At 59.8% G+C, this 24,266-nt stretch carries 24 protein-coding genes and 1 tRNA gene; 16 read left to right on the top strand and 9 right to left on the bottom strand.

Going from position 1 to position 24,266, the window contains the following annotated elements:
- Positions 1 to 66: 66 nt before the first annotated feature.
- Positions 67 to 831, bottom strand: coding sequence for a thermonuclease family protein (locus tag ACEK02_RS18415; protein ID WP_371423018.1), 765 nt, complete (start codon positions 829 to 831; stop codon positions 67 to 69).
- 261 nt (positions 832 to 1,092) lie between these two features.
- Between ACEK02_RS18415 and ACEK02_RS18410 the strand changes: the two genes are divergently transcribed.
- The 4 genes from ACEK02_RS18410 to ACEK02_RS18395 all read left to right on the top strand — a co-directional run bounded on the left by ACEK02_RS18410 (position 1,093) and on the right by ACEK02_RS18395 (position 6,107).
- Entirely contained in the window at positions 1,093 to 2,262 is a 1,170-nt protein-coding gene (locus ACEK02_RS18410) for an ABC transporter substrate-binding protein (protein WP_371423025.1), read from the top strand.
- Positions 2,263 to 2,317: 55 nt separating this feature from the next.
- Positions 2,318 to 3,106, top strand: a complete 789-nt coding sequence (locus ACEK02_RS18405; protein WP_371423017.1) for an enoyl-CoA hydratase — start codon at positions 2,318 to 2,320, stop codon at positions 3,104 to 3,106.
- A gap of 2 nt (positions 3,107 to 3,108) precedes the next feature.
- Entirely contained in the window at positions 3,109 to 3,870 is a 762-nt protein-coding gene (locus tag ACEK02_RS18400; RefSeq protein ID WP_371423016.1) for a hypothetical protein, read from the top strand.
- Positions 3,871 to 3,980: 110 nt separating this feature from the next.
- Positions 3,981 to 6,107, top strand: a complete 2,127-nt coding sequence (locus ACEK02_RS18395) for an acetate--CoA ligase family protein (protein ID WP_371423015.1) — start codon at positions 3,981 to 3,983, stop codon at positions 6,105 to 6,107.
- Between the two features lie 77 nt (positions 6,108 to 6,184).
- Here ACEK02_RS18395 and ACEK02_RS18390 read toward each other — a convergent pair whose 3' ends face one another.
- The 3 genes from ACEK02_RS18390 to ACEK02_RS18380 all read right to left on the bottom strand — a co-directional run bounded on the left by ACEK02_RS18390 (position 6,185) and on the right by ACEK02_RS18380 (position 9,406).
- Complete coding sequence (locus tag ACEK02_RS18390; RefSeq protein WP_371423014.1) at positions 6,185 to 6,991, bottom strand: enoyl-CoA hydratase/isomerase family protein; 807 nt, start codon at positions 6,989 to 6,991, stop codon at positions 6,185 to 6,187.
- Positions 6,992 to 7,153: 162 nt separating this feature from the next.
- The gene (locus ACEK02_RS18385) at positions 7,154 to 8,314 is read right to left on the bottom strand and encodes an acyl-CoA dehydrogenase family protein (protein WP_371423013.1); all 1,161 of its coding nucleotides are present in this window, start codon (positions 8,312 to 8,314) and stop codon (positions 7,154 to 7,156) included.
- 27 nt (positions 8,315 to 8,341) lie between these two features.
- Positions 8,342 to 9,406, bottom strand: coding sequence for an acyl-CoA dehydrogenase family protein (locus ACEK02_RS18380; RefSeq protein ID WP_371423012.1), 1,065 nt, complete (start codon positions 9,404 to 9,406; stop codon positions 8,342 to 8,344).
- A gap of 264 nt (positions 9,407 to 9,670) precedes the next feature.
- Between ACEK02_RS18380 and ACEK02_RS18375 the strand changes: the two genes are divergently transcribed.
- Positions 9,671 to 10,462, top strand: coding sequence for an SDR family NAD(P)-dependent oxidoreductase (locus ACEK02_RS18375; protein WP_371423011.1), 792 nt, complete (start codon positions 9,671 to 9,673; stop codon positions 10,460 to 10,462).
- A gap of 63 nt (positions 10,463 to 10,525) precedes the next feature.
- Here ACEK02_RS18375 and ACEK02_RS18370 read toward each other — a convergent pair whose 3' ends face one another.
- Positions 10,526 to 10,795, bottom strand: coding sequence for a GlsB/YeaQ/YmgE family stress response membrane protein (locus ACEK02_RS18370; protein ID WP_371423010.1), 270 nt, complete (start codon positions 10,793 to 10,795; stop codon positions 10,526 to 10,528).
- A 30-nt stretch (positions 10,796 to 10,825) separates the two neighbouring features.
- Positions 10,826 to 11,455: a YidB family protein gene (locus ACEK02_RS18365; protein ID WP_371423009.1), complete on the bottom strand. Its 630-nt coding sequence runs from the start codon at positions 11,453 to 11,455 to the stop codon at positions 10,826 to 10,828.
- A 133-nt stretch (positions 11,456 to 11,588) separates the two neighbouring features.
- On the opposite strand from ACEK02_RS18365, the gene ACEK02_RS18360 reads away from it, so the two are divergent.
- From ACEK02_RS18360 to ACEK02_RS18350, 3 genes are all read left to right on the top strand, one after another.
- The gene (locus ACEK02_RS18360; protein WP_371423008.1) at positions 11,589 to 12,590 is read left to right on the top strand and encodes a 2-dehydropantoate 2-reductase; all 1,002 of its coding nucleotides are present in this window, start codon (positions 11,589 to 11,591) and stop codon (positions 12,588 to 12,590) included.
- Positions 12,591 to 13,078: 488 nt separating this feature from the next.
- The gene (locus tag ACEK02_RS18355) at positions 13,079 to 13,336 is read left to right on the top strand and encodes a hypothetical protein (RefSeq protein WP_246664137.1); all 258 of its coding nucleotides are present in this window, start codon (positions 13,079 to 13,081) and stop codon (positions 13,334 to 13,336) included.
- Positions 13,337 to 13,646: 310 nt separating this feature from the next.
- Positions 13,647 to 14,111 carry a CAP domain-containing protein gene (locus ACEK02_RS18350; RefSeq protein WP_371423007.1) on the top strand — a complete coding sequence of 155 codons (465 nt, stop codon included), beginning with the start codon at positions 13,647 to 13,649 and terminating at the stop codon, positions 14,109 to 14,111.
- Between the two features lie 21 nt (positions 14,112 to 14,132).
- Here the strand turns inward: ACEK02_RS18350 and ACEK02_RS18345 are convergent, their stop codons facing one another.
- Both ACEK02_RS18345 and ACEK02_RS18340 read right to left on the bottom strand, forming a co-directional pair.
- Positions 14,133 to 14,858, bottom strand: coding sequence for a hypothetical protein (locus ACEK02_RS18345; RefSeq protein ID WP_371423006.1), 726 nt, complete (start codon positions 14,856 to 14,858; stop codon positions 14,133 to 14,135).
- 324 nt (positions 14,859 to 15,182) lie between these two features.
- Positions 15,183 to 15,554, bottom strand: coding sequence for a hypothetical protein (locus ACEK02_RS18340; RefSeq protein WP_371423005.1), 372 nt, complete (start codon positions 15,552 to 15,554; stop codon positions 15,183 to 15,185).
- 195 nt (positions 15,555 to 15,749) lie between these two features.
- On the opposite strand from ACEK02_RS18340, the gene ACEK02_RS18335 reads away from it, so the two are divergent.
- Positions 15,750 to 15,826 (top strand) — tRNA-Arg (locus tag ACEK02_RS18335).
- Positions 15,827 to 15,877: 51 nt separating this feature from the next.
- Here ACEK02_RS18335 and ACEK02_RS18330 read toward each other — a convergent pair.
- Positions 15,878 to 18,610: an EAL domain-containing protein gene (locus tag ACEK02_RS18330; RefSeq protein WP_371423004.1), complete on the bottom strand. Its 2,733-nt coding sequence runs from the start codon at positions 18,608 to 18,610 to the stop codon at positions 15,878 to 15,880.
- A 90-nt stretch (positions 18,611 to 18,700) separates the two neighbouring features.
- Between ACEK02_RS18330 and ACEK02_RS18325 the strand changes: the two genes are divergently transcribed.
- From ACEK02_RS18325 to ACEK02_RS18295, 7 genes are all read left to right on the top strand, one after another.
- Positions 18,701 to 19,012 (top strand): hypothetical protein, encoded by a 312-nt coding sequence (locus tag ACEK02_RS18325; protein ID WP_371423003.1) that lies wholly within the window; start codon positions 18,701 to 18,703, stop codon positions 19,010 to 19,012.
- Positions 19,013 to 19,106: 94 nt separating this feature from the next.
- Positions 19,107 to 19,742 (top strand): flavin reductase family protein, encoded by a 636-nt coding sequence (locus tag ACEK02_RS18320; RefSeq protein ID WP_371423024.1) that lies wholly within the window; start codon positions 19,107 to 19,109, stop codon positions 19,740 to 19,742.
- A 117-nt stretch (positions 19,743 to 19,859) separates the two neighbouring features.
- Entirely contained in the window at positions 19,860 to 20,210 is a 351-nt protein-coding gene (locus tag ACEK02_RS18315; RefSeq protein WP_371423002.1) for a VanZ family protein, read from the top strand.
- A gap of 347 nt (positions 20,211 to 20,557) precedes the next feature.
- Positions 20,558 to 21,460 (top strand): LysR family transcriptional regulator, encoded by a 903-nt coding sequence (locus ACEK02_RS18310; protein ID WP_371423001.1) that lies wholly within the window; start codon positions 20,558 to 20,560, stop codon positions 21,458 to 21,460.
- 176 nt (positions 21,461 to 21,636) lie between these two features.
- Positions 21,637 to 22,050 (top strand): TadE/TadG family type IV pilus assembly protein, encoded by a 414-nt coding sequence (locus tag ACEK02_RS18305; protein WP_371423000.1) that lies wholly within the window; start codon positions 21,637 to 21,639, stop codon positions 22,048 to 22,050.
- Between the two features lie 12 nt (positions 22,051 to 22,062).
- On the top strand, positions 22,063 to 23,721 hold the full coding sequence (locus ACEK02_RS18300; protein WP_371422999.1) for a pilus assembly protein TadG-related protein: 1,659 nt from the start codon (positions 22,063 to 22,065) through the stop codon (positions 23,719 to 23,721).
- Between the two features lie 70 nt (positions 23,722 to 23,791).
- Complete coding sequence (locus tag ACEK02_RS18295; protein ID WP_371422998.1) at positions 23,792 to 24,157, top strand: ribbon-helix-helix domain-containing protein; 366 nt, start codon at positions 23,792 to 23,794, stop codon at positions 24,155 to 24,157.
- Positions 24,158 to 24,266 lie beyond the last annotated feature (109 nt).

Raw genomic sequence — 24,266 nt, 5'->3', positions numbered from 1 at the left:
GGTTTGCCGTCCCACACCCGTCACGTCGTCCACTCTCTGCCTAAGCAGCCTGTTCGTCCAAGCGGTCTAATTGTCCCCGACCACCTCGATCTGCCCCACTCCGAGCGCCTCGATCCGCGGCCCGCCGCGCCTCTCGATCCATCCTCGAACGCGAATATGTCGTCTTTCAAGGGACTTAAGCGTGATTCCTGCCGCCTCGAAGGCTGTCATCATGCGCCTTGAAATAGTCACCGCAAAGTCCTGAGTCCAGCGACGCCCGAAATTGACGTAGGTCACCGTACCGGCCTGACGAACCGACAGGACCCGTCCCTCCACCAGCCCGAAACGCCCTACATCGGCCAAGATATCGCCGGGACTTTCCGCGTTTTTTATGACATTGGTTTGAGCCCAGATTCCGCGCTTCAGTCGGCGGGCCGAGCTTTCGGCGGCGGCAAGTTCCGTCGCGCAGGCTGTGTCGGAAATCGTGCCAGAGGCGACGGCGGCGCCCTGCGCCAGAAGTTGGGCTTGCAGCGAGGGCGCAGCGGGATCGGCAAAGACAAAAGCCGGTTGCCGCCCGTAGCGATCCGGCATGTCGCTCTCGCCGTGCAAGGTGACATCGCGGCCGGCAATCAATGCGGAGAGGTCGTTCGTCGACTTCGACGAGTCAGCTATCGGTTCGATCCCCGCCAGACGGATCTCGTTGCCGTCGCTCAGACGCAATGTTCTGACATCAATGACGTCGGCGACGCGGCCTTCGCCCTGAGCGGTGAACATACAGCCGGCGGCGGACGCAGATTGCACGGATGTCGAAATGGCGATCGCTGCCAGCAACAGTGTTGCGGCATGCGACACGTCATATCTTGCAGATGCGGCACGCATCACGCCACCTTGCGGGCTCCGGTCAACCTCTCGTCTATCATAGCCAGCAATCCATTCCGCTTTGCGGAAAACCTTGATGTCATTGCAGCTATTCTTGGCTGCACCGCCGCTTGCCGCTGTTGTTCCATTGCGGCATGATCGCGATAACAAAAACGAATACCGCGCAAAAAGCTGCGGCACGTTTTGAGGGAGGGACTTTTGAAGAAGATCATTACAGGTCTGCTGGCGTCAGCAATGGCGTTCGCGGCAACAAGCGCAATGGCGCAGACCAAGCCGTTGAAGCTGGGCGCCATTCTCGACATGTCGGGCCTGTATGCGGACATCACCGGTGTCGGCAGCGAGACCGCAGCCAAGATGGCCGCGGAAGATTTCGGTGGTGAAGTGCTGGGCCGCAAGATCGAGATCATTGCCGCCGACCATCTCAACAAGGCCGATCTGTCCGCCAACATCGCGCGCGACATGCTCGACAATCAGGGTGTCGAGGCAATCATCGACGTGGCGGCATCGGCGACCGCACTGGCTGCAAGTGAAATCGCGCGCGCACGCAACAAGATCATCATCTTCAACGGCCCGGGCTCGATCCGCCTCAGCAACGAGGCCTGCGGTCCCTACACCGTGCATTATGTGTTCGACACCTATGCGCAGGCCAATGTGACCGGACTCGCCACTGTGAAGAACGGCCTCGACACCTGGTTCTTCCTGTCGGCCGACTATGCATTCGGCGCGGATCTCGAAAAGGATACGACGGCGGTCGTCACCAAGGCGGGTGGCAAGGTGCTGGGTTCGGTCAAGCATCCGCTGAATACGTCCGACTTCTCGTCCTTCCTGCTGCAGGCGCAGAGCTCCAAGGCCAAGGTGGTTGGCCTCGCCAATGCCGGCGGTGATACGATCACCGCGATCAAGCAGGCGGCCGAGTTCGGCCTGACACGCAGCGGCGGACAGAAACTGTCGCCGCTGTTGGCGTTCATCTCCGATATCGATAGTGTCGGCCTTGATACTGCACAGGGCCTGATCCTGGCGGAAGCATTCTACTGGGATCTCAATGATGAGACGCGCGCGTTCACCAAGCGTTTCCAGGAGCGCACAAAACGCGTACCGACCTCGGCCCAGGCCGGTGTCTATTCATCGGTGCTGCATTATCTCAAGGCTGTGAAAGCCGCCGGTACCACGGACTCGGCTCCAGTCATGAAACTCATGAAAGAGACGCCGATCAACGACATGTTTGCCAAGAATGGCCGGATTCGCGAGGATGGCCGCATGGTGCACGATATGTATCTGTTCGAGGTCAAGAAGCCCTCGGAATCCAAGGGGCGCTGGGATGACTACAAGCTAATCGCAACAGTCCCCGCTGAGCAGGCATTTCAGCCGCTGGAAGCCTCGCGCTGCCCGCTGGTGAAGAAGTAATCGTCGGGGTCTGAAGCTTGCCGGACGATCAAGAACAACAACAAGGAGCGCAATCGTGAGCGACATCGTCCTGCAGGACCTCGACAACGGTCTTCTAACCATCACCATGAATCGTCCGGATCGGCGCAATGCGCTGAATCCGGAGATGACACAGGGTCTGGTCGCGGCGGCCCGCCGCGCGCAGGAAGATCACGATGTCCGTGCCGTGCTCATCAAGGGCGCGGGCGGCACCTTCTGTGTCGGCGGCGACGTTAAGTCGATGGCCGCCGGCCGTGCACCGCTGCCGTTCGAGGCGAAGCGGGCCAATCTCCGCCGCGGCATGGAAGTGTCGCGCATTCTGCACCAGATGCCGAAACCGGTGGTTGCACAGCTCGATGGTGCGGCCGCAGGCGCCGGTCTTTCGATCGCGCTGTCCTGCGATCTCCGTGTCGCCAGCAAATCGGTGAAACTCACCACGGCTTTCGCCAAGGTCGGCTTCTCCGGTGATTATGGCGGCACCTACTTCCTCACGCAGATGCTTGGCAGCGCCAAGGCGCGCGAGCTCTATCTGATGTCGCCGGTGCTGAGTGCGCAGGAGGCGCTGGCGCTCGGCATGGTGACGAAGGTCGTCGATGATGCCGAGGTGGAGACAGCGGCGCGCGACCTGGCGGTGTCGCTCGCGCAGGGTCCGAGCATCACCTACGGCTATATCAAGACCAATATCAACAATGCCGAGACGATGACGCTGGAAGCCTGTTTCGACAACGAGGCGATCCATCATACCCGCTGCGGCGATACCGACGATCACAAGGAGGCCGCCAAGGCCTTCGTCGAGAAGCGCAAGCCGGTTTTCAGAGGGCAATGATCATGAGCCAGATGCGGTTGCGGCAAGTTTGTCTGGTCGCTCCGCATCTGGAGCCAGTGGTGAGCGATATCGCGGCCATTCTTGGCCTCGATATTTGCTACCGCGACCCCCATGTCGGCAAATATGGCCTCGAAAATGCGCTGATGCCGGTTGAGGCGACGTTGCTCGAAGTGGTAGCGCCGACCCGGCCGGGCACGGCGGCCGGACGGTTCATGGAGAAATCAGGCGGCCGCGGCGGCTATATGGTGATCCTGTCCTGCGAGGATCCTGACGAGCGCGGGCGCTTCGCCGCCAGCATCGGCGTGCGCACCGCCAATGTGATCGATCATCCGCCCTATCACGGCGTGCAATTGCATCCACGTGATTGCCGCGCTGCCTTCATCGAGTTCAATCATACTCAAGACAGCGACGACGATTTCGGGCCGTATCCGCCGGCCGGTCCGGACTGGCAGGAGGCGATCCGCCACGATATCACGCGCGCGCTCACCGAAGTCGAACTGCAGAGTCCCGACCATTACGATCTGGCGCAGCACTGGAGCAATATCATCGGCGTGCCGCTGACCTCGGCGAGGAATGACGATCCGCAGATCGCTTTCACCAACGGCTGTTTGCGCTTCGCCAAGGGCAAGACCGAGGCGATGACCGGGCTCACATTTCGGGTCAACGATGTCGCGCAGGTGCTCGGCAGTGCGCGGGAGCGGGGCTGTCCGTGCGCTGGCGATGCATTTCTGCTGGCCGGGGTCACGTTTCGCGTCGTTGCGTGAGGGCGGTAATCGCCGCACGATCCCTTCTTGTTCTGACGCGTTTCCTTCAAACGAGCCGGTATCCACTTCGCTCGAAAACGCTATGGCAACAACAATAAACGGGAAACGCCATGACTGTGACACGTCCGCATCCGCTGGACTCGTTCTTCAATCCATCCAGCATCGCCATCATCGGCGCTTCCCGCGATGTCACGAAGATCCCCGGCCTGCTTCTCTCTTTCTTGCGCAAAAACCAGTTCTCCGGCGCGATCTATCCAGTCAATCCGAACTATCCGGATATCGATGGGTTGACGTGTTATCCGACCATCGCAGCAATCGGGCGGCCGATCGATCTCGCCATCGTGATCATTCCCGCGCGTGTCGTGCTCGGCGCACTGGAGGAGTGTGCCAAGCTCGGCGTCAAGCATGCGATCATCATCTCCTCAGGCTTTGCCGAGGAGGGGGGCGACTCGATCGCAATGCAGGATGCCATTGCGGCGCTGGCGAAGCGTACGGGAATGCGGATCTCCGGACCGAATGCGGAGGGGTACTACAACCAGATCGCCGGCATTGCCGCGACCTTCAGCCCGACCGTCGATGTGAAGCCCGATCAGCCGCGGCTGGTCGCTACCACGAAGCGTATCGGTATCGTCGCCCAATCCGGCGGGATCGGCTTTGCGATCTATAACCGCGCGAAGGCGCTCGGCATTGCTCTGAGCACCGTGATCTCGACCGGCAACGAGTCCGATCTCGGCGCCGGCGAATTCCTCGACTACATGGTGCAGGATCCGGCGACCGACGTAATCCTGCTGTTCATCGAGGGCATTCGCGACGTCGACAAATTTCTAGCCGCGGCGCGCAAGGCGGCAAAACTCGGCAAACCGGTCATCGTGACCAAGGTCGGCCGCTCCGGTGCTGGTGAGCGCGCAGCAGCCTCGCATACTGCCAGCATGGCGGGCTGGACGGCCGCCTATGACGCGGTGTTCGCGCGCTATGGCTTCATCGTCTCCAACGATCTCGACGAAGCGGTGGCAATCGCGGCCGTGCTGGTCACATCGCCGCTGCCGAAAGGCGACCGGGTCGCTGTTGTCACCGTCTCCGGTGGCGCGGGCATCTGGGGCGCCGATGCAATCTCGGCACAGGGGCTGAAGGTGCCGGAATTGTCGGATGGCATTCAGGCGACGATTCGTGGGTTGATTCCGTCCTACGGGTCGCCGTGTAACCCGATCGATATCACGGCCCAGGCGGTGCATAGTGGTGGGCTGCAGAAGACCATCGAACTGCTCGACAAGTCTGACGAGATCGATGCGATCCTGGTGGTGATTTCGCTGTCGAGCGAGACGCGGATGCCGTTCAAGACGTCGGAGCTGAAGCCCGTCATCGCTGCGCAGAACAAGCCGGTGGTGTTCTGGTCCTACACGCTGCCGTCGAACTTCGCGCGCACAGGTCTCGCCGAATCCGGCGTCGTCGTGTTATCCGGCCTCACGCATGTCAGCGTCGCGTTGCGGCGACTTGTCGATCACGCCAGGTTCAAGCTGGCTGAGCCGGTCGCCACAGCTACCATCGCGCCGAACGATCTGGTTGAGCATCTCGCCACGCCGACGCTCTCCGAATACGACAGCAAGACGCTGCTGCAGATTGCCGGTGTCGCGCTGCCAGGCGAGGTTCTGGTCACCGACAGATCGGCGCTCGATGCAGCGATTGCCAAGATCGGTTTCCCCCTGGTGATGAAAATCCAGTCACGCGACATTCCGCACAAGAGCGAGGTCGGCGGCGTGCGGGTGGGCATCGCCACGACGAATGAAGCTGTCGCCGCTTACGATGCGCTGCTCGCCAGCGTCCGGCAGCATCGACCGCAAGCCGCGCTCCAGGGCGTTCTGGTTGCGGCGATGGCCAGGAAAGGTATCGAGATCATCGTCGGCACGATGCTGGACGAGACTTTCGGACCAATGGTGATGGTCGGCCTTGGTGGAGTGACGACGGAATTGTTCAAGGACGTGGTCTATCGTCAGGCACCGGTAAGTGCCGATGAGGCCGCCTCCATGCTGGGCGAACTCAAGGCCGCGCCATTGCTGAATGGCTTTCGCGGGACGCCGAAGGCCGACGTGTCAGCAGCAGCGGAATTGATCGCGCAGATCTCGCAGCTTGCGGCGCAGTTCGCGGGCGAGATCGCGGAGATCGAACTCAATCCCGTGCTCGTGCATCCCGTGGGTGAGGGAGCCACCATCGTCGATGCGTTGGTGGTGCGGAAGGACTAAAGCGCCCGTCGAATAAAAATGGCCGGGAGAACCCGGCCATTTCACAGTGAGGTTTGAAAAACAAACCCGACGGGGACTTAGCGCCCCTTGAAGTTCGGCACCCGGCGTTCGGCAGTCGCCGCAACGCCTTCCTTGAAGTCTTCAGTGGCACGCAGGCGCGTCTGCTCCGCGAGTTCGTGCTCCGTCGCCTTCGCCACGCGGTCGGCCAGACCATTGCGCATAGTGGCGCGGGTGGAGAGCAGGCCGAGCGGCGAGCATTCGGCGATTTCTTCCGCAAGCTTGATGGCCGCGTCGCGGACCTCGGCCTGCGGCACCAGCACATTGGCGAGACCCATCTTCAGGGCTTCCTCGCCGCCGACGCGACGGCTGGTATAGAACATCAGCTCGGCATTGTTCTTGCCGACCACTTCGGTGAGCGCAACCGTCAGGCCGAAGCCGGGATGGAAGCCGAGCTTGGTGAAATTGGCTGCGAAGCGCGCTTCCGGGCAGGTGACGCGAAAATCGGCCGATACGGCAAGGCCAAGCCCGCCGCCGATGGCAGCGCCATGGACGGCAGCGATGATCGGCTTCTTGGCGCGGAAGATACGCACGGCTTCCATATAGAGGTGGCCGATGGAGCCGAGATTGTCGGCGGGATCACCACTCTTGGCGGCCGCTTCGGTTTCCTTGCGGTTGGGATCGCTGAAATCGGCGCCGGCGCAGAACGCCTTGCCCTGCGCGCACAGTACGGTCGCGCGGATCTCGGGATTGGCGTCGATCTCGTCGAGCGCATTCGCGATCTGCTGGATCAGCAGGATGTCGAAGAAGTTCAGCGGCGGCTTGCGGATCTCGATGATCGCAATGTGGCCCCGGGTCTCGACGCCGATATCTTTGTAGGTGGTCATTTGTTTCCTCGGTTCTCGTCGTCATTCCGGGGAGCGAGCGCCAGTTGGCGATCGCGAACCCGAATCTGGGTGTGTTCAACTATTTCGAGGTTCCCTGCTACTCCAATTGGAATGGCTGAGGTTCACGCGCAAAGATGCACGTGCGCCCCGGAACGACGAGTCTCAGCGCAGGCCAAGGCCACGCGCGATGATGCCGCGCAGGACTTCGGTGGTACCGCCCTGAATGGTCAGTTTTGGCGCCGTCTTGATGGCGAAGCCGAGCATCTCGTCCAGCGTGGCGTGGTTCGAGGCTGTGTCGTCCACGAAGGCGGCAAGCTCGCGCACGCGATGGGGCAGCTGTTGTTCCCAGATCGTGCCGATATCCTTGACGATGGAGGCCTCCACCACGGGCTCCTTGCCGGCCTGCAGCATGCCGGCCACCGACACCGACATGCGGCGCATGGTGTGCAGTTGCGCGACGAGACGGCCGATGCCTTCGGCGCTACGGGTATCAGGCTTCGGGCCAACGGCGCGGACCAGTTCGGTCAGCACGTAATAGGTCTCAAGGAAACGTTCGGGGCCGGACCGCTCGTAAGCGAGCTCGCTGGTGGCCTGTTTCCACGCGCTGTCGATCTCGCCCAGCATGTGGTCGTCGGGCACGAAGTGATCGGTGAAGACGACTTCGTTGAATTCATACTGGCCGGTGATCTGCGCGATCGGGTTCACCGTGATCCCCGGCTTCTTCATATTGACCAGGAACTGGGTCAGGCCATGGCGGCGGTTTTCCTTGGTCGGCGGAGACGTGCGGAAGATCGCGATCATGTAGTCGGCCATATGGGCTGAGGTCGTCCAGATCTTGCTGCCGTTGATCAGCCAGCCGCCGTCGGTCTTGGTGGCCTTGGTCTTGGCGGCAAACAGGTCGGAGCCGGAATTTGGCTCGCTCATGCCGATGGAGAAACAGACCTCGCCACGGCAGATGCGCGGCAGGATGTCCATCTTGATGTGCTCGGGCGCGTATTTCAGCAGCACCGGGCCGCTCTGGCGGTCGGCGACGAAAAAGCGGCGCACCGGCGCATTGGCTACGCGCATTTCCTCGGTGACGACGTAGCGTTCAAGGAACGAGCGCTCGTGGCCGCCGTATTTCTTGGGCCAGGTCATGCCGAGCCAGCCGCGCTCACCAACGCGTTTGCTGAATTCGGGATTGTCCGAGTCCTCGCGCTGAGGCTTGTGCGGATCGAAGGTGCCAGCGGCAATCTCCTCGGCGAGGAACGCGCGAACTTCCTTGCGCAACTGCTCGCATTCGGGCGGCAGGCGGATCGGATCGAAACGAAGGGCTGCAGTCATGTGAAAGATCTCGTTTCTTGTGTTCGATCAGCGCGAAGCGACGAGGGGCCACAGCTCGTCGGCGCCGCGTGCGGCGACCAGCTTGCCGAGTTCGACCGCCCAGTAGCTTTCGCTGCCGAAATCATCCCGCCATGCCAACGCGCGCAGCGTGTAGCGATGCAGGATGTGTTCTTGCGTGAAGCCGATGGCACCAAGAACCTGATGCGCGATGGCGGCACCTTTCTCTGCGGCCTCGGAGCAACGGATCTTTGCAGCGGCGGCCTCCAGGAAGAGTGCATCATCGAGGGGAGCGCCGCTGGAGAAGGCGTCAGCCGCGGAGCTGGCAGCGGCGAGGGCTGCCGAGGTCTCGCCCGCGAGCTTCGCCAGATTGTGCTGTACCGCCTGGAATTTCGAAATTTTCTTCTCGAACGCCACGCGCTCGCCGGAATAGTTCACGCCGATGCCGAGCATTGTTTCCAATGCACCGGCAATTTGCTGGCTGCGCACGAGGGCACCCATCAGCAACAGCGAGTTCTGATCGAAGCCCGATGGTGCAGATTTGATCGCGACCGGCTTCACGTTGTCGAAGCTCACTGTGTCGGAGGGATCGTCCGCGAGGCTCAGACCGTTATCGATCCGGCAGGCGCTTGTCTCGACCAATGCGATCGATGCACCGCCGATGCCGGAAGTGACGACGGCGATATGCCTGGCGTCCTTGGCAAACGGCACGCCACGCGCGCGGCCGCTGATGGTGCCGTGCGTATTCAGCGTGAGGCGATCGCGCGGGCTTGCCGGCGCCACGGTCATCATGCCTTCCGGTGATTTGATCTGGGCCTGCGCGAGCAGCCAGCCCGCCAGCATGGTCTCGGCGAGTGGCACCGCAACGCCGGCGCGGCCGGCGACGCTGAGGACGCTGAAACCTTCGGCCATGCTGGTGCCGGAGCCGTCGCACTCCTCAGGCACCCAGGATAGCGGCAGGCCAGCATCGGTCAGTGCCTGCCAGAGCGGCGCCTTCCAGTTACCTTGCTTGTCGTGATTGATGGTCTGCCCATCAGCGAGATCGGCGAAAATGCGTTCCGCAGTTTCCGCAACGATATTGTCAGCGTCCGTCAAGGCGTTCCCCGTTTGCTAGCGCATCTCATTCGGCAGGGAATGCCGGGCATGGGGTGCTGCCACTTTTCTTATGATTCATGATGGGGAAAAGGCGGTGCAAAGACAAGCGGGCTGGCCGCAGAGGCACCTGCAGTGGCGGCATGATATGCGCCTGTTGCAGCGCAATTTAATTCCGCGAAGCGAACTTGCCCTGCGTTGTATGCCAGCTCGATCGCACTATGGTAGATCGCATCAAGGTTCGATACGAAAACAGAGGAAATGCAGATGGCAAGTGATGGTTTGCGCGTCGTGATTACGGGGGCGGCATCGGGGCTCGGTGCTGCGACTGCGGCCATTCTCGCCAAGGACGGCGCCCGTATTGTCATCAACTATTCGTCGAGTCAGAAGGAGGCCGAAGCCACCGCCGAGCTGTGTCGCGATGCTGGTGCAACCGAAGTCATCGTGGTTCAAGGCGACGTGTCCAAGGACGACGATTGCAAGAAGATCGTTGCCGCTGCGGCGCCTTGGGGGCGCATCGATGCGCTGATCAACAATGCCGGCGTGACCAAGCACGTTCCGCACCACGATCTCGACGGTCTCTCGGCTGAAGATTTTCAGTGGATTTATTCGATCAACACCATCGGCCCATATCAGATGGTGCGCGCTGCGCGATCCCTGCTGGAAGCCGGCGCTCGGGCATCGGGTCAGTCCTCTGCCGTTGTCAACGTGTCGTCCATGGCCGGCCTCACCGGTGCCGGATCATCGGTGGCTTATGCGGCCAGCAAAGGTGCGTTGAATTCCATCACGCTCTCGCTGGCGCGTGCGCTGGCACCGCTGATCCGCGTCAACACGGTGTGTCCGGGCTATATCGACACGCCATGGTTTACCAAAGGACGTGGTGCGGAAGCGGCAACGAAGGTGCGCGAGGCGGTGATTGCGAAAGTGCCGCTGCGGGTCGCCTCGACAGCTGACGATATCGCGGGGCTCATCTGTTTCCTCGCCACTTCTCCCTCAAGCAACATGACGGGCGAACTGGTGCGGATGGATGCAGGCATGCATCTGCAATCGACGCGCTGAAAACCATACGAAGAAGGCCAATGAGCCTCGGTCAGGAACCGAGGCTCATATTTTTCAGCCGGCTTATCGTGAGCCCGGATCGGAAATCACCCTGCGGGCAACAAGTCTGTTCCAGATAAAAAGCACCACGAGTGCGCCGATGGTGGCGGTGATGAAGCCTGCCCCCTGGTTCGGGCCATAGTGACCGATCGCCTGACCCACGAAGGTCGCCAGAAACGCGCCGGCGACGCCGAGCACAATGGTCAGGATGAAGCCGCTCGGATTGTTGGGTCCCGGCGACAGGATGCGCGCAATAATACCGGCGACCAGGCCGACGAAAATGATCCACAACATGGCAACGTCCCCTCTTTTATTAAATGTGCCCTAGCCCAGATGCGATTTTGCCTCGTCTGCCGTCGGCAGGCGGCCATGCGGCGTGAACTCATTGACGGCATCGGGCAGGGCATTGCTCAGCTCGGCGAGAAGCTGTTCACGGGACATGCCGGTGCTTGATATCAGCTGGCTGATCTGATCCGCGCCAAGCGCGGAGCCAAGGTCGTTTGGCGAAATCTGCTTGTTCGGGCCTGGGCCGACCCAGGAAGCCGCCGTGTCACCGTGGCCGTTCTGCTGGAATTGCTTGAGCAGGTCGCCGAGGCCGCCACTGAGAACGCTGCCAGCTGCGCCACCCGCCAGCAATCCGCCAAGCGGTCCCTTCAGGAGATCGCCCAAGCCGCCGCCCGCACTGGCGCCTGTATTGCCGCCGAGCAGGCTTCCCAGCATCCCGCCGAGGCCGCCGCTTTCCGGCACACTGGCCTGGGTCGTATTCGGCGCGGGGACCTGTTGCGGCTGTCCTTCCGTCGCCGGCTGATTGCCGGTGAGATGTTTGTAGCCCTTGTAGGCAAGCAGCGCGAGGATCGCCATCGTCATCGGCGACATGCCGCCGCTTTTGTCGTTGGGATCGCTGGGGCCACGCGGCCCGTTGGCCATGCCGTTCAGAATGTCGAGTAAACCCATGATCGTCTCCTGTTCTGCCAGCCCGGCGAAAGCATAGCTGCGCGGTATGACGTCTACAAGGCGCGTCGGTTCCGCCGATAGGCAGCGCTGCGGCATTTTGCTAGTAATGGATGCCGGATGAACGGGAGATGAAGTGATCGAAGCGCGACCCATTTGTATCGCTGGTGGCGGCAGTATCGGCTGTTTCGTGGCCGGCGTCCTGGCGGCAGCCGGCCACGACGTTGCCATACTAGCGCGGCGGCGCATCGTGGACAGTATCGAGATGCACGGTCTGAGGCTGACGAGCTTCGAGGGCCTCGATCGATGTCTTGCCCCCGGTCAGCTGCGACTGTCGGATGACCCCGCCCTCATGAATGAGGCGAAGATTATTCTAGTCGCGGTCAAGAGCGGCGATACGGCGGAGATGGCGAGGCTGATCGCGGATCATGCTGCGAAAGACGCCATCGTCGTCAGCCTGCAGAATGGCGTCGGCAATGTTGGCGTTCTCCGCGCAGCTCTGCCCGGGCGCCGCATCCTCGGCGGAATGGTGCCATTTAATGTCATCGCAAAGGGCGATGGTCATGTTCACCGCGCAACGTCTGGAAACATCGTAGTCGAACGCGATGGGGCCGATACTGCTTCGGCACTATCCGTACCGCATCTTGCCGTCCTGGCGAGCGACGATATCGTCGGCGTCCAGTGGGGTAAGCTGCTGGTCAATTTGAACAATGCGCTCAATGCGCTGTCGGATACACCGCTGCGGTTGCAGCTGGCACAGCGCGCGTGGCGCTCGTTATTCGCCGATCAAATGGCGGAAGGCCTTGCGGTTCTGAAAGTGGCCGGTATCAAGCCCGTCTCGGCGACGCCGATCCCCGCGTGGCTAACGCCGCATTTGCTGCGGCTGCCCGACAGCCTGTTCAATATGCTGCTCGGGCGGACCATGAAGATCGACGCAAATGCGCGCTCGTCCATGTGGGAGGATCTGCAGCGCGATCGCCGTACCGAGATTGACTATTTGCAGGGTGTCATCGTTGAGCTGGCGGAGCAATATCAGATCACGGCTCCACTATCGCTGCGCGTGATGACATTGATCAAGCACGCAGAGACGTCAGGCAGGGGATCGCCCGCACTCACGCCGGATCAGATTCGCAGTTAGCACGACATTGATGGGGCCGAAGGGAGTGCTGGACCGGCCTCGGCGCTATCATTACGAGAATGTTACTATTCGTTTCGGCTGCTATCGGTGGACTCAACTATCCGAATGCTCCAATTGCGCATGCCAGTCAATGCGATGGTACCATTATCCGTTGTATTCGCATCCAGCCGATGATTATTCGTTAAATATCAATCGCCGATGCGTGCCGGTGAATTCTCAGTAAATGAGATGTAAAGAGTCTTTTAGCCCATTATTCGCAGACGAGGAGCAGCTCGCGTCGTGAAGAAGGCTCGCAGGAGTACGGCTAGTTCAATACTGAACATCATGATGTGACATCTGGGGCTATGTCATTCGCCACATCTTTAGTATAGAACGCCGCGTGATTGACGGTGGTTCGCGTTTCGCGCGCTGGGCCGGGCGTTTGATCCTTTCATATCATCGGCAAAGCGTGTGCTGATCGAATTATTCAACTAACAATCGGAGCTACAATGGCCAAGAAAGCGAAAAAGAAACTCGTCCGTCGCGAGTACACCAAGGAAGACGTGAAGATCCTGAAGGCGCATTCAAAGGCCCAGACACCGCTCGAGAAGATTTCCAAGGAGATGAAGCGCACCGGTGGTTCGCTGCGTCAGAAAGCCATCAAGCTCGGCATTCCGCTCGGTCATCGCCGCCGCAAGGCGAAGAAGGTTGCCACAAAGGCCGCCAAGGTGACCAAGACCGCGAAGGCCAAGAAGGCCAAGAAGTAAGCTTCTGTCACGACCGAAGCCGGCCTGAAGCGCGTGAGCGCTTCGGGCCGTTTTCCTGGGTGGAGCGATCAATGCGACCCCTGCTTTTGAGGATATTGAAGCGAAAATCCTTCGCCACTAGCGCTGTGGCCATGGCTATTTCAAGCATCGGTGCCATCGCACCTGCATTTGCGATCCCTCCGACGGTCACCCCGTCGCCGGGATATGATGCCCGGCTCGCCGAGCAACGGCGTGCCGTTGAAGTGCAGGCGCGTGCCCGTGCCCGCAAGCCGCTGTCGCGACCTCCTGCGCAACGTCGTCTGTATGGTCGTTGAATCTGATCCGTGAAGGGATTGTCATGAACTACCGCCCCGTGAGGTCGTTTGTGCTGTGTGGCGCGTTGATCGCGGTAACCATGGTCGAGGCGAGAGCGGCGGATTATGCGAGCCAGATCAGTGCCTTTCGCCGTGCGCACAAACTCTCCTCCGTCACGCTGGACAGCAAGCTGAATGCAGTCGCGCTTGCTCAGGCGCAGGCAATGTCATCCAGTGGCAAGGTCAGCCACGAGGTCGGCGGTGTTTTCTCCGCACGTGTGGGGAAGCTCCGCAAATCCAAAGCAGCTGAAAACATCGCGGCGGGCTTCCTGACATTTCCCGAAACGTTGAAGCAGTGGGAAGAGAGTCCAGGTCATCGCGAGAACCTGCTTATGCCCGGCGCACGCAAGGTCGGCGTTGCTTACGTGACCAATCCCAAGTCGCCCTACCGGATGTTCTGGGCGATGGTCATCACGGATTGATACCTGGCGGGTTGTTATGGTTCAGGTGCGCTTGGTCTTGGTCGGCGCGGGCGTGCCGAAGAGCGCGTCCTTGATGTCTTTCAACCCCGATGACAATTTGGACCATCCGCATGTAAGCGGCTCGATCGCGCAGTCCGGCTCCTTGGCACGCACCTTGGGCCGAGGCCGAGGTAACACGACTGGCTTCACGTCGCTTGGGGGTTCCGTGGTCCGTCGAAAGTCTGTTTCGAGCGCGGCCTGGGTTTGCACCTCGCGCTGTTTCTCAGCGAAGGCCGCGACGATGACGCTGCGACGCTGATTGTCCAGATAGGTCTTGTACTGCTCGTCGATCGCCTTCTGCTCGGCCGTGGTTGGGTTCGGACCAGCGATATCGAAGCTGCGGTTCTGCATGAAGTCGTGATACGTATAGCCGCCACCGCGCTTGCGCCGTCCGGCGAACTTGCTTTCGCAATCCGATAGCGCCGCAGCCTTGGCGTCTTTCGAAACCGTCGATTTCTCGATACGCTCGGCGCAATCTTCATAGTCCGCAGGTGCGGCAGTCCACCATTGCGCAAGAGCAGGCGAAGACATCAGCGCGAGACCGGCGAGTGATGCGGTCGTCAGTAGAGCAAATGTGAGCGACTTGTATGCGGACGAATGAGCCACTTGGGTTCCGATGTTGGTAACAAGCCAAATTCTCGCCATTTGTGGGCCGTTTTTCAACCTCGGATGTGTTACTTCTCCCCGCTTTTGGAGCAAGTGCAGCATGACCGCATCAGTACGGTCATGTGGTCAGTGCGCCATTTCGCGATACCGCGCTGATGTGGAAGTACTTTCAGGCAGAGATCTCTTGCTGCTCTCATATCACCGAAATTGATGACCTCAGTATTTTGAACTGTTCTCGACAGTAGTTTCGCGTCGCGTCGCTACGGCGCGCGATCACCTACACGGGACCACACGTAGTTCACGATGAGCTGCGTCCGACAGTAGTGGTGGTGCGGTTTCGTTTGGCGGGCCTGCGACTCTATCGGACAACAGGCACGGAAAAGGAGCGGTCCGTCTGGGCCGCCCCTTTCTCAGATGTCCGTTATATTACTGGCAGATGTGCCGTCGACCATCCTCGCCGCGGAACCAGGTTCCCGGCTGACAAACGAAACCCATGCGCTTGGCATAGGAATCGCGCTGGACGCCATTGTAGCCGTCATAGGAATTGTAGCTGTTCCGGAACGGCGCAGTTGCGATGGCCCCGGCCGTGCCCACGGCCGCACCCACGGCACCGCCCACCACGCCTGCCGCTACGTCACCCGGCCAGAAGCCCGAATCACGATAGCCGTTATTGGCCGTTTCGGCTCGATATTCCTGCGTGGCCTGTGTCCGGCGATTCATCGGATCCTTTGCCATCACCGGCGTGGCCATCAAGCCAGAGACCACGGCAGCAGCGGCAAGAAGTCTCATCTTTGTCATGTGGGATTCTCCATCGTTAGGGTGACAGCCAGCCAACGACGGGCGGTACGAGGCGTTCCGCAATAGATGTACCGGCCTGTCAAAGGAATGTGACGTCAGTTCCGGACCCGTCCTGTTTGAGCTATCAATGGGTAGCGATGATCAAACGGCTCTGATATGGAACTGTCCATGCCCGGTGCTCCTGACCGGGATCGCGGTCCCGTAGCTCAGCCGGATAGAGCGACGGTTTCCTAAACCGTAGGTCGCATGTTCGAGTCATGCCGGGATCGCCAGCTTTCTGTTTTCTCTGAAATAACCCGTTTCGCGAGGATTTCAGGCCGGCGTCAGGCGACGGCGGCCTCACGGTGCTGAAGCATCGCCCGGATCTGGTGCGACGGCTTGGCGGCGCTGAACAGAAAGCCCTGCATCTGGGTACAGCCGAGCACACGTAGCGCGTCGAGTTGATCGGCCGTCTCGACGCCTTCCGCGGTGGTCATCATGTTGCGTGCAGCAGCGATGGTCACGACCGCCTGCACGATAGACGACGATCCGTCCGGGGCCATGATATCCCGGATGAAGCTACGGTCGATCTTGACCTTGTCGAACGGGAAGCGCTGCAGATAGCTGAGGGACGAATAGCCGGTGCCGAAATCATCGAGCGCGATGCGCACGCCGCCGATGCTGCGAAGCTGATGGAGGATGGCAAGTGCAGTCTCGTCGTCGCGAATCAGCACTGTTTCCGTGATTTCAAGCTCAAGCCGGTGAGCGGGCAAGTTCGCCGCCACGAGCGCCCGGGCAACGTTGAGAGCCAAGGTCTGCGACGTGAACTGAACTGGTGAGACGTTGACCGCGAGCTTGATCGGAATGGGCCATGAGGCGGCTTCCATGCACGCCGTTCGGAGTACCCAGTCGCCGAGTTCGACAATCAAGCCGGTTTCTTCGGCGATCGGAATGAACTCCGCCGGCGAAATCATGCCATGTACCGGATGCCGCCAGCGCAAGAGGGCTTCACAGCCGCTGATCTCGTTGCTGGCGATATCGACGACGGGTTGATAGTGAACCTCGAGTCCACCTTCCGCGAGCGCCTTGCGCAGATCCTGCTCCAGCGCGCGCCGCGCCCTTGCGTCTTCATCCATGGCAGGCTCGAAGAAGCGAAAGGTACGGCGCCCAGCGGCCTTGGCGCCATACATCGCAAGGTCCGCGTGTCTCAGCAATTCGTCGAGATCGGAACCGTCATCGGGAGCCACGGCGATCCCGATACTAGCGTCGGTGGTGATCTGGTGGCCGAGGCAATCATAGGGTTGGCGGATTGCCTCTTGGAGTGGCACGACAAGGCTGGTGACGTCGCTGCGGCGAGCGATTCCGGTGTGCACGATGGCGAATTCGTCGCCGCCGAGCCGCGCGACAAAGCCCGCATTGCCGATACAGCTGCGCAGGCGCATCGCCACGACTTTCAGCAGCTCGTCGCCGATAGCGTGGCCAAGCGTGTCGTTAATGCTCTTGAACTCATCGATATCGATATAGAGAATCGCAAATCGCGCGCCGTCCTGGATCGTTGCGATTTCCGCTTCGAGCCGCTCGCGGAACATCACACGATTGGGGAGGTCGGTCAGCGCATCATAGTGCGCGAGATGCGCGATGCGCTCTTCCGAGTGCTTGCGCTCCGTGATGTCTTCCAGCGTAGAAGCCCAGCCGCCGTCCTCTGATTTCTGAACCAGAACCTGGATCGAGCGTCCGTCAGGCGTGGTCAGCAGTGTATCGTGACCAAGGCCTTCCGCAATGCTTCGCAGGAACCGCGTGCAGTAGTCATCGACATCGCCGATGAAGGTTCCGGTGTCCTTGCGGTGCTGGATGAGATCGCGGAAATAGCAGCCTGGCTTCACAATCTTGTCGGATAGCCCGAACATGTCGATGAAGCGCTGATTGCAGACGACCAGCCGGCCATGGGCATCGAACAACAGCAGGCCCTGCGTCATATTGTTGATTGCGGTATCGAGATGCGTCGATTTTTGCGCCAGCATCCGTTCGGCCGAGCGGTGCTGGCGGTTCAATTGCCGGACGATCAGGAACAGCGTCGCCAGGATCACCAGCGTGGCAAGCATTGCGCCGATAATTTGATACTTGGTCTGCTCGCGCCAGTCATGTAACGCCGCAGCCATGCTGGCGGTTGCGACGATCATCACGGGAGCTTCCGCGAGGCGCCTCGCGGAGCCCAATTCGTCTTCCTCGTCGATGGGGCTGATATAGCGCCCCGTCGAGGTCCCGCCCGACGACCAGAGGTCCTTGAAGACCGAGCTGCTACTGAGGTTTTGGCCGATCACGGTCTCGTTCTGCGGATAGCGAGCAAGCACGGTGCCGTTGCGGTGGATCATGAAGATCTTGGCGCCTTTTTCGAGCGCGAGGGATGCGAAGAAGCTCTCGAAGTGAACGGGCTCGACGCCGCGGCCGATGATGCCCATGAATTCGCCATGGCGCCCGACCAGCTTGCGCGAAAACACGGCGGTCCATGCACCGGTCACCCTGCTGATGACGGGTTCGGCCAATACGACCGCGGGCCCGTTGTCGGCCTGCAGCATTTGGAAATGCCGACGGTCGGCGATGTCGATGGCCGGCACGGGCCAGGTTTCCGACGAGTTGAGCAACTTGCCTTCGGAATCGAACAGGTTGATGCCGCCGACATAGGGCAGGCTGCTGAGCTTGGTGCGCAGCATGCGATGGACGTCGATCCCTGACATCAGATGCTGGTAGGCGGCGCTGTTCTGGATGTTGGCGGACTTCATATAGGTGATGATGTCGTTCTGGACGCCTTGCAGATCCCCGAACTGCTGGTCGAAGTGTCGTGCCACCAGCAGAACCGTGTTTTCCAGTTCGCGCTTCTTGCTCTCGATGGCGCGGTCTCTGAAATGGACGGTGATGTAGGCCGTGCCGATGGCGATGGCAGTAATCAGCAGGCAACCGCACAGGATCAGGCCTTGGATCGGCCCGCCTTGGAACCGGAAACGGCGCAGTGCGGCGTAGCCGGCAACACTGCCAGCGCCATCAGACCGCTCCCCCGACTTTGCGTCGTTTTGCCCCATGCGGGTTTTTGTACCGGGGGGACCGCCAACACCCCGTTACGAACTTGGGTGAACGATGGGTTAAGACGCTGCGCCATCACGACGATTTCGATGCCTCGCGCCGATGTGGTTTCCCGCGCGGGCGGTGGGGGAGGGGGTCATGCGGTCGAGCAGCTCGGCTCGCGCGGCTTCCAGATCGATACGCGCGTCCCGGACGTGCGCGGGCTCACGAGAGGTGCGCCGTCGACCGATCTGAAGGCCTCTGGTTCGATACCTGCGTGTTCTCGTCCGAGCTGGTCGACAATCTGGTTCGGACCGGGCGTTGACCGCGTCATGATGGGCTCGGATCATCCGTTCGACATGGGGAGCCCCGATCCGGTGGGGCTGGTCAACAAGGCCAAGCTATCGGACACTGACCGTTAGAAAGTCCTGTTCGGCAATGCGAGCCGGCTGTTCAAGATCGGATAAGCTCCTGCCTCGTTGCGGCAAGGCGGCAACTGATGAGGCACGATTGGCGATGATTCATTTTGACTTTGCGAAGCTCAGTGGTCCCGAGCGTTACAAGTTGTTGTGCGGTCTGGTTGTGCCGCGTCCGATCGCCTTGATTACCACCATCTCAGATGCCGGCGTCGTCAATGCAGCGCCGTTCTCGTTCTTCAATGTGTTCTCCGAGAAGCCGCCACTGGTGGTGGTCGGCCTGCAGGCCAGGCCCGACCTGTCGGTCAAGGATACGACCCGCAATGTGCGCACCAATGGGTTGTTTGTTATCAACATGGTGGATGAGGCACTCGCCAACGATATGGTAGATTGTTCCATCAGCTTTCCATCCGACATCGGCGAACTGGATGCCCTGCAGCTCCCAATGATGGCTGGCATCAATGTGCCGGTGCCGCATTTGGCGAAGGCGCCTGCGGCACTGGAATGCCGAAAAGTGACCATGATGAATTTTGGCGCAGAACGCGACTTACTGGTCGGAGAGGTTCTGGGCATTCAGGTTCGTGATGGTGTTGTCGACCCCGTCACCTTGCGCACGGATTATGATCACTATCTTCCAGTCGCACGCATCGCGGGAACCATGTATGCACGGATGCAAGATCGGTTCGAGATCAAACCCGACAGTTTCGACACCTGGCAACTCCGCAGCTCCCGCTGAGGAAGATTTTGTCCGGGGGAGTGCGTCGGAACGCCGGTAGTAGTTCTCTGCGCGTTCGATTAACCGTCAGAGGTGAGAAATCGCCGCTCCTGCGGTTGCATGGGATATGGCTGCTGGATGTATCGAAAAAACATCATTGTTATTGCGTGGACTACACTTGCACTGATTGCTTTTGTGACTCTGTCCCCGATTGGGCTGCGGCCGCATTTTGCCGGCGTCAGCCTTGAGCGCTTCGGCGCATTTGCGCTTGTGGGCCTTTTGTTCGGTCTCGCTTATCCCCGCCATCTCTGGCTTGTTCTGACGCTCGTCAGCGGTGCAGCAGTCGGGCTTGAGGTGCTGCAGCATCTAACGCCGGACCGGCATGGCGAGGTGCGGGATGCGCTGGTCAAACTTGCAGGCGGCGTCACCGGCATCGGAATGTCGCTCGCGCTCCATAAGGCCATAAAGAGATTTGTTACTTTAAGTTGAGTGCGCCTGACTTATCTCAGGTGGTACATCAATTCTTTTCTGCGAATCACTTTGGCCAAGTTCCAGCCCGAAAATCACTATCCCGGAGGTTTTGCATCTCGCTGCCTGTAAAGGTGCGTGTAATCACGGTAGTGCTCTACCCGCGAATCTCCTTGATGCCGCGAATGGGAGAAATCACATGCGCCTCCTCATGAAAGTACTTGGCATGTGTAAAAGGACACCGATACAACTTGAAGGGAGGTGTGTGTCTCTGCATCTGCAATTTAAACGATCCTAAGAAACGTTTCGGTCAGGTTGGTGTAGCTGGCCGGTGACTTTGGTGTGACGTCTCGAAGCGGACAATTCCGTTGCGTGGAGAAGACGTCGATCTCAAAGGACAACGTATTATGCATCGGCGGTACCAGCATTCGAGCATCCCAACCGAAATCATGCGATCGGTTGTCGGTATCTCCGAAGCCGGCAGTATCACCAAGGCCGCGAAGCTGCTCGGCCTGAGCCAGCCCGCCATCAGCTCGCAGATCAAGCGCATTGAACACGCGATCGGCGGCAGTATCTTCCTGAAATCTGCCAACGGCTCATCGACGACCGAACTCGGAAAGCTCGTTCTGATCCAGGCCAGGAAGATTCTGGAGGCGAACGACCAGTTACTCTTGCTGCGCGGTGCTTCGCCCGAAGATCAAACTATTCGACTTGGTCTGGCCAATTTCTATTCGCAACGCGCAATGGAAGGGATGAGCAAGGCGGCGATGAGCAATGTCTGCATCTATTCAGATAATTCGGCCGAGATCGCAAAAAGCATGCTCGATGGCTACGTCGATGTCGGCGTGTTCCTCAGCGTCTCCGAGATGCCCGTGGATGCGGCCATCGATGTCGTCGCGCAACGCGACGATGAATTGACCTGGGTCCGATCCAAGGATTTCACGTTAAGTCCTGGTGCGCCCATTCCGTTGCTGACCTGGCCGGGACAGATCGTGCATAACGTCATGATTCAGGCGCTTGAGCGCAAGGGCATGATCTATCGTATTGCATTCTCCAGCCCGGACTATCATGCTCGGATCGAAGCTGCGAAAGCAGGCATCGGCTTAACCCTGCTGCCAACAGCTCTGATCCCAGCGCCGCTCCTGGCGGCCAATGAGTATTATCTTCCAAAGCTGGCTGTACCCAAACTCGTGCTGTGCGCGCGCGAGGGCATTCACAAGAAACACAGTATTCTAATAGAGGAGCTGCACGTTAAGTTCTTCGGTATCTAGTTCTCTCAACGACGCGTGTATCAGAGAATGTGATCCCCTCATCAAATCGAATGCTATCATTCAATACAATGCGGGCATCGGAGATGATCGATCCCCATCAGGTGGTAACAGGAGTTGTATAGGTAGTTTTCACGCGGTCTTGCGAAGCTCAGCGCATGTTGAGATTCGACGCCAGCATGAGAAAATTTCTGTCGTGTCGACGCGGTGCTTCCGCAGTCGAATTCGCAATGCTTTTGCCTGTCTTTCTGTCGATCATTTTCGGCATCGTTGTCTTCGGATCATATTTTGCGGTGGTTCACGGTGTTCAGCAGCTTGCTGCCGAGGCGGCGCGTTCTTCCGTCGCCGGACTGACCGAGACCGAACGCGGCTCGATCGCATCGACCTATGTCACGTCGAATGCAGCCACTTATCCATTGATCAATGCGTCGAAGCTGAGCGTCAATGCGGCGACATCACCGTCGAACGCAAATGTCTTTGTGGTCACGGTCAACTACGACGCGTCGAGCATGTTCATCTATTCGCTTCCTTTCGTGCCGATGCCTCCATCGCAAGTCGCGCGATCTGCCGCCATTCCCTATGGAGGGTTTTGAGCGATGGAACCGATGCGCGGGCTTCTCGAGAGATTTCGCACCGACCAGCGCGGAAATATTGCCATCATGTCTGCGGGCGGCATGATTCTGGCCGTTTGTTGTGCTGCACTGGGGGTTGATATCGGGACCATCGCTGCCGATCGCCGCAAGACGCAGGCCGCTGCGGATCTCGCGGCGATCGTCGCCGCGAGCAATCTGAGCAATGCGACGAATGCCGCGCAGGCGGCGGTCACCAGCAACAACTATCCGGCCAGCGCCCTGATCGGTGTCGAACTCGGAACTTATACGGCCAATTCGGCCGTCGCTGCGCAAAGCCGCTTTGTTACACCGGCGACTGGAACAGCCAATGCGGCGCGGGTCAGTCTTCAGACGGCGACGCCGCTTTACTTCAGCCATTTCTTTACCGGCAGCAATAACTTCACCATCAAGACGACGGCGACCGCAACAACGACTGCCATGGCGTCGTTCTCGATCGGTTCGCGGCTGGCGTCGCTAAATGGCGGCTTGTTGAATAGCGTTCTTGGATCGATGCTGGGAACGACCCTGTCGCTCTCAGTCATGGACTACAATGCGCTTCTTGGCGCGCGCATTGATGCTTTCACCTTCCTTTCGGCGCTGGCGATGCGTGTCGGTCTGACCGGTGTGACCTATGACACGCTACTGAAATCGAACGTCAAGATCGGAGATGTTCTGTCCGCGGCGTTGAGTGCGCAACAGGCCACTAATGGCAGCGGGACGGCAACCACCGCGCTCTCGACGATATCGCAGGCTTCGGCATCTGTAACGACCAGGATAACGCCTGGCACACTAATCGATGCGGGCCCCTACGCGAACCTGATCGTGGGCGTAAAGCCAAAAGACGGCGTGAGCATCTCGCTCTACGACCTGCTGCAGGCAACGGCCGGAATTGCTAACGGCACCAACCAGATCGCCGCATCTGTCAACCTTGGCTTGCCAGGTATTACCAGTGCGTCACTGACGGCGACCATTGGCGCACGGCCACAGGGATCCGGCTGGATTGCCGTGGGTACGCAGGGCATTAGTGTTCATACAGCCCAGACACGGGTGCTGCTATCCATCCAGTTGATCGGAAGTGGTTCGGCGTCATTGGTCAATCTGCCGGTCTATGTGGAGGTCGCGTCGGGCACGGCGACGCTGAATAAGGTCAGTTGCGGCTATCCCAATGTCAGTACATCGAGCGTCACGCTTGGGGTCACGCCGGGCATTGTCGATGCATGGATAGGTAACGTCACTGTAGCTGATCTCAACAATGTTGCGACCAAGCCGACTCCGGGGCCGGCACCGCTTGTGAATCTCCTGGGCATTCCAATTGTGACGGCAAAGGCCCATGCCGGCATGGGCAATACCACGCCGGGCAGCGTCAACTTCAGCTATTCGGATATCACGTCGCAGACGAAGAAGACGGTGAACACGACAAACTTCACGTCTTCCCTGACGGGAAGTCTGCTGGGCGACCTCAACATCAGTGTTCTTGGATTGGGTTTGGCGATCCCGGGTCTCGGCGGACTCGTCACCAGCATCATCAGCGGGGCAACCAGCTCAATCGATCAATTGCTGGCGGCAACGCTGGCAAGTCTCGGCGTCGGAATTGGACAGGCCGATGTGTGGGTATCCGGCATTCGCTGTGACGGCGCAGTGTTGGTGAACTGAATCAGTAACGCGTGAGTTTCAATGCCATCTTTAACAGAAGAGGACTGATAAAATGGGATACGAAGCCGCAATGAACCGCCCCAACGTTAACCGCAAGCGCTCGGTTGTCGTCTCGAAGAAGCGTACCAGCGTCAGCCTGGAAGACAGCTTCTGGGCCAGCCTGCAGGCGATCGTCCGGATGGAGAATACAACTATCGAGCACTATATCGAGAAGATCGAGCGCAAGCGCGAAACACCAAATTTGTCGTCCAACCTGCGTATCGCTGTACTTGAATATTTCCAGCAAATTGCTGCACGCAGCTTGACGGCTGGCACCGCCGACCAGCCGGCAGCGAACAACAACGGCAAGCTGCATGACAACCACAACCTGCTGGCTGAAAAGGTCGCGGCCTATTGGGGGCGTGGGGAATCGCAGAATCGGCGGCTGGTCGACTAGGTCAGCTGCTCGAAATTTCCAGTTCATTTGATCTGAGGAAACGACGCGCAGCGCACGCGCGACGGCGTATCGCCGACTATTTTTAGACAACGGCCGTTTGGCCACGGAG

The organism is Tardiphaga sp. (assembly GCF_041424195.1).
Lineage (GTDB): Bacteria > Pseudomonadota > Alphaproteobacteria > Rhizobiales > Xanthobacteraceae > Tardiphaga.
Note: the sequence above shows the minus strand (reverse complement) of the source record. Positions and strands in the feature narration are given on the sequence as shown.

What these genes read in the sequence shown, in the direction of transcription:
- ACEK02_RS18410 (WP_371423025.1), top strand. Translation starts at nt 1,093, where the DNA reads ATGGCGTTCGCGGCAACAAGCGCAATGGCGCAGACCAAGCCGTTGAAG.
- ACEK02_RS18400 (WP_371423016.1), top strand. Translation starts at nt 3,109, where the DNA reads ATGAGCCAGATGCGGTTGCGGCAAGTTTGTCTGGTCGCTCCGCATCTG.
- ACEK02_RS18395 (WP_371423015.1), top strand. Translation starts at nt 3,981, where the DNA reads ATGACTGTGACACGTCCGCATCCGCTGGACTCGTTCTTCAATCCATCC.
- ACEK02_RS18390 (WP_371423014.1), bottom strand. Translation starts at nt 6,991, where the DNA reads ATGACCACCTACAAAGATATCGGCGTCGAGACCCGGGGCCACATTGCG.
- ACEK02_RS18385 (WP_371423013.1), bottom strand. Translation starts at nt 8,314, where the DNA reads ATGACTGCAGCCCTTCGTTTCGATCCGATCCGCCTGCCGCCCGAATGC.
- ACEK02_RS18375 (WP_371423011.1), top strand. Translation starts at nt 9,671, where the DNA reads ATGGCAAGTGATGGTTTGCGCGTCGTGATTACGGGGGCGGCATCGGGG.
- ACEK02_RS18370 (WP_371423010.1), bottom strand. Translation starts at nt 10,795, where the DNA reads ATGTTGTGGATCATTTTCGTCGGCCTGGTCGCCGGTATTATTGCGCGC.
- ACEK02_RS18365 (WP_371423009.1), bottom strand. Translation starts at nt 11,455, where the DNA reads ATGGGTTTACTCGACATTCTGAACGGCATGGCCAACGGGCCGCGTGGC.
- ACEK02_RS18355 (WP_246664137.1), top strand. Translation starts at nt 13,079, where the DNA reads ATGGCCAAGAAAGCGAAAAAGAAACTCGTCCGTCGCGAGTACACCAAG.
- ACEK02_RS18345 (WP_371423006.1), bottom strand. Translation starts at nt 14,858, where the DNA reads ATGCTGCACTTGCTCCAAAAGCGGGGAGAAGTAACACATCCGAGGTTG.
- ACEK02_RS18340 (WP_371423005.1), bottom strand. Translation starts at nt 15,554, where the DNA reads ATGACAAAGATGAGACTTCTTGCCGCTGCTGCCGTGGTCTCTGGCTTG.
- ACEK02_RS18330 (WP_371423004.1), bottom strand. Translation starts at nt 18,610, where the DNA reads ATGGGGCAAAACGACGCAAAGTCGGGGGAGCGGTCTGATGGCGCTGGC.
- ACEK02_RS18325 (WP_371423003.1), top strand. Translation starts at nt 18,701, where the DNA reads ATGCCTCGCGCCGATGTGGTTTCCCGCGCGGGCGGTGGGGGAGGGGGT.
- ACEK02_RS18320 (WP_371423024.1), top strand. Translation starts at nt 19,107, where the DNA reads ATGATTCATTTTGACTTTGCGAAGCTCAGTGGTCCCGAGCGTTACAAG.
- ACEK02_RS18315 (WP_371423002.1), top strand. Translation starts at nt 19,860, where the DNA reads ATGTATCGAAAAAACATCATTGTTATTGCGTGGACTACACTTGCACTG.
- ACEK02_RS18305 (WP_371423000.1), top strand. Translation starts at nt 21,637, where the DNA reads ATGAGAAAATTTCTGTCGTGTCGACGCGGTGCTTCCGCAGTCGAATTC.
- ACEK02_RS18300 (WP_371422999.1), top strand. Translation starts at nt 22,063, where the DNA reads ATGCGCGGGCTTCTCGAGAGATTTCGCACCGACCAGCGCGGAAATATT.
- ACEK02_RS18295 (WP_371422998.1), top strand. Translation starts at nt 23,792, where the DNA reads ATGAACCGCCCCAACGTTAACCGCAAGCGCTCGGTTGTCGTCTCGAAG.